Origin of the sequence: Intrasporangium sp., from assembly GCF_032907665.1 — a bacterium.
GTDB lineage: Bacteria > Actinomycetota > Actinomycetes > Actinomycetales > Dermatophilaceae > Intrasporangium.
In genome coordinates this window covers 1-3,098 of the sequence record NZ_JAJJPG010000235.1, presented here as the reverse complement: position 1 = coordinate 3,098, position 3,098 = coordinate 1, and the positions used below count along the sequence as shown (strand labels likewise).

The following is a 3,098-nucleotide window of genomic DNA, read 5'->3' as shown; positions in this document are numbered from 1 at the left end:
CGTGAGGGCAACGACCTCATGGTCGAGATGGAGGAGGCCGGCGTCCTCGGGCAGACCGCCCTCGTCTTCGGCCAGATGGACGAGCCGCCGGGCACGCGTCTCCGGGTGGCCCTGTCGGCCCTGACGATGGCAGAGTACTTCCGCGACGTCCAGAAGCAGGACGTGCTGCTGTTCATCGACAACATCTTCCGCTTCACGCAGGCCGGCTCCGAGGTCTCGACCCTCCTCGGCCGGATGCCGTCCGCCGTGGGTTACCAGCCCACCCTCGCCGACGAGATGGGCACGCTCCAGGAGCGGATCACCTCGACGCGTGGTCACTCGATCACCTCGATGCAGGCGATCTACGTGCCGGCCGACGACTACACCGACCCGGCCCCGGCCACGACGTTCGCGCACCTCGACGCGACCACCGAGCTCTCGCGTGACATCGCGTCGATGGGCATCTACCCCGCCGTGGACCCGCTGACCTCGACGTCGCGGATCCTCGACCCGCGCTACGTCTCCCAGGAGCACTACAGCACCGCGGTCCGGATCCGGTCGATCCTCCAGCGCAACAAGGAGCTGCAGGACATCATCGCGATCCTCGGTATCGACGAGCTCTCCGAAGAGGACAAGATCCTCGTCAACCGCGCTCGCCGCATCCAGCGCTTCCTGTCGCAGAACACCTACGTCGCGAAGCAGTTCACCGGCATCGAGGGCTCGACCGTCCCGCTCGCCGACACGATCGAGGCCTTCACGAAGATCGCCGACGGCGAGTACGACCACGTCGCCGAGCAGGCCTTCTTCATGTGTGGTGGACTGGACGACGTCGAGCGACAGTGGGCGGAGATCCAGAAGAACCTCTGATGTGTCCATCGGCTCGATCGAGATGAGCGGCTGAGAAGAGGAACACCATCAGTGAGCGCGTCGTTCAGGCCGGCACCCACGAGGGTGCCGGCCTGAACGCATCCCAGCAGGATCGGCCCAGTTCGCGGCGGCGGAAGCCCGGTGCACTCGTCCTGTTCACCTCGCTGCTCCTGCTCTGGGCCCTGATCCGAGTGCAGCTCGGGTTCGACTACGGCGACGGTCCACACGCCGTCGGTCTGGCCGTGCGCCTCGCTGACGGTGACCGCCCGTTCATCGATGAGATGAACCTTCAGGTCATGGGTGCTTGGCCCGCCGTGCCCTTCGTCTGGGTGTGGACCCACACCGTGGGGACGGATGGGATCATCCTCGCCTCGCGGGTCTACTTCGTCCTGCTCAGCCTTCTCGTGGCGCATGTCTCCTGGCGGGCGATCTCCCCGTTGGTCGGAAGGTGGACATCCGCGGTCGTCATCGCGATCGCCGTCATCCCGGCCGCCTACAACTTGCCTCTCGTCAGCTACAACACGACGCCAGCGCTCCTCCTGATGCTCGCCACGTGCTCGCTCCTCGCGGCGTTGACCCGGGACGCCGTCGTATGGGCATGGGTCGGCGGGGCCGCTCTGGCGCTCAGTGCTGCTGCCCACCCGGTCACCGCGCCGACAGGTCTGCTCGTCGGCGTCCTCGCGATCGTGCTGCTCGGTCGACGCAGGCTGTCCCTTTTCGTGCTGGGCGGTGCGGTGGGAGCGGCGGCAGTCGTGCTCGTCGCCCTGATGACGCTCTGGGGCGGTCTTGACGCGCTCCGCTCGACGATCGACTTCACGACGGACTACCAGTCCCTGCGCCCGTCTCGGGGATCCCGAGTGCGGCATGCCTTGGAGGCCTACCGCCAGTGGTCCGGCGTGCTCGTCCCCTCTGCGGCGGCCGTGGTGGTAGCGGCTTTGCTGCCGACAGCGCGACCTGGTCGGCCCTGGGTGGCGTGGACCCGGGCTGTACTGCTCGGCGTCACCGGCCTCCTCCTCGCGATGGCGATGCTGCGCGGCGGGCTGACCAGTCGGAGCATTGTCACGGCTTCCTGGACGAGCGGCTTCACCGCAACGGTACTCGTTCTCATCCTGGCGCTGCCGGCGGCAATCGTCGCGATGCGTTCGGGAGACCGCCTCTTGCGTCAGGTGCTCGTCCTCGGGCTGCCACCCACGTTGGTCGGCATTCCCGTGATCTGGGCACTGACGTCCGCGTCTCCTGCCTGGGGCTCCACGGCTTCAGTCCTCGCGCCGGGACTGGTCGCCGTCACCACTGTGCTGGTTCGCGATCTGCGCGCGGGCTTTGCGCGGTCTGTTGGCCCCGATCGTCGGTGGCCCGTCGTCGTCCCGGTCGCCATCATCGTGCTGCAGCTCCTCGTGTCACACACCCTGACCTCCTTCCGCTCGCCCCCACTTGCCGAGCTGCGGACGCGGGTCACGTTCGGCATCAACGCTGGCCTGTGGAACGGGCAGGAACAGGTGCGGAGCCTCGCGGAGACGACACGTCTCGCGCAGAGGTGCGGACGAACCGCCCTCACCTACGAGCAGCCCACCGCCCACCTGCTCGGGGAAGCCCGCATCCTCTCGCCGATCATCTGGCTCGTCCGGTTCGAGCATGCCAACCAGGTGGTCGTCGACTGGCTCACCGCCCGTGATGCGAAGCCCCACTGCATCTTGATCTCTACTCGGTCCTGGCCGCCGTCGCCTGGACTGCTCTCCAGCGACCCGCTGCTCCGGTGGATCCACGACCGCTACGTCTTTGCCGGGCAAGCCGGCAACCTGACGCTCCTGCGCCGCGCGGACCTGGTGTGGTAGCACCGGAGTCGAACCGCCGCCGTACAGTGGCGGCATGTGGGGTAGCCCTTCAGGTCGTCACCGCGTCGTCGTCATCGGATCGGGCTTCGGTGGCCTCTTCGCGACCCAACGGCTGCGGCGCGCCGAGGTCGACATCACGCTCATTGCGAGAACGACGCACCACCTCTTCCAGCCGCTCCTCTACCAAGTCGCCACCGGCATCCTGTCGGAGGGGGAGATCGCGCCGTCGACGCGTGAGGTGCTCGCCCGCCAGCGCAACGCCAAGGTGCTCCTCGGCGAGGTGACCGAGGTCGACGTCACCGCCCGCACGGTCACCCACGAGTCGGTCGGGCGAGTCACCGTCACCCCGTATGACTCCCTCGTCGTCGCCGCGGGAGCGGGGCAGTCGTACTTCGGCAACGACCAGTTCGCTCGGCACGC

General features: G+C 67.9%; 3 protein-coding genes. All 3 read left to right on the top strand.

The window, feature by feature from the left end; all coding sequences use genetic code 11:
• A partial coding sequence (gene atpD, locus LOY02_RS18765) for a F0F1 ATP synthase subunit beta (RefSeq protein ID WP_317183885.1) occupies positions 1-846 on the top strand: 846 nt, incomplete at its 5' end.
• A 191-nt stretch (positions 847-1,037) separates the two neighbouring features.
• Positions 1,038-2,678 carry a hypothetical protein gene (locus tag LOY02_RS18760; protein ID WP_317183884.1) on the top strand — a complete coding sequence of 547 codons (1,641 nt, stop codon included), beginning with the start codon at positions 1,038-1,040 and terminating at the stop codon, positions 2,676-2,678.
• 34 nt (positions 2,679-2,712) lie between these two features.
• Positions 2,713-3,098 (top strand): NAD(P)/FAD-dependent oxidoreductase (locus LOY02_RS18755; protein WP_317183883.1); only part of this gene is annotated, 386 nt, incomplete at its 3' end.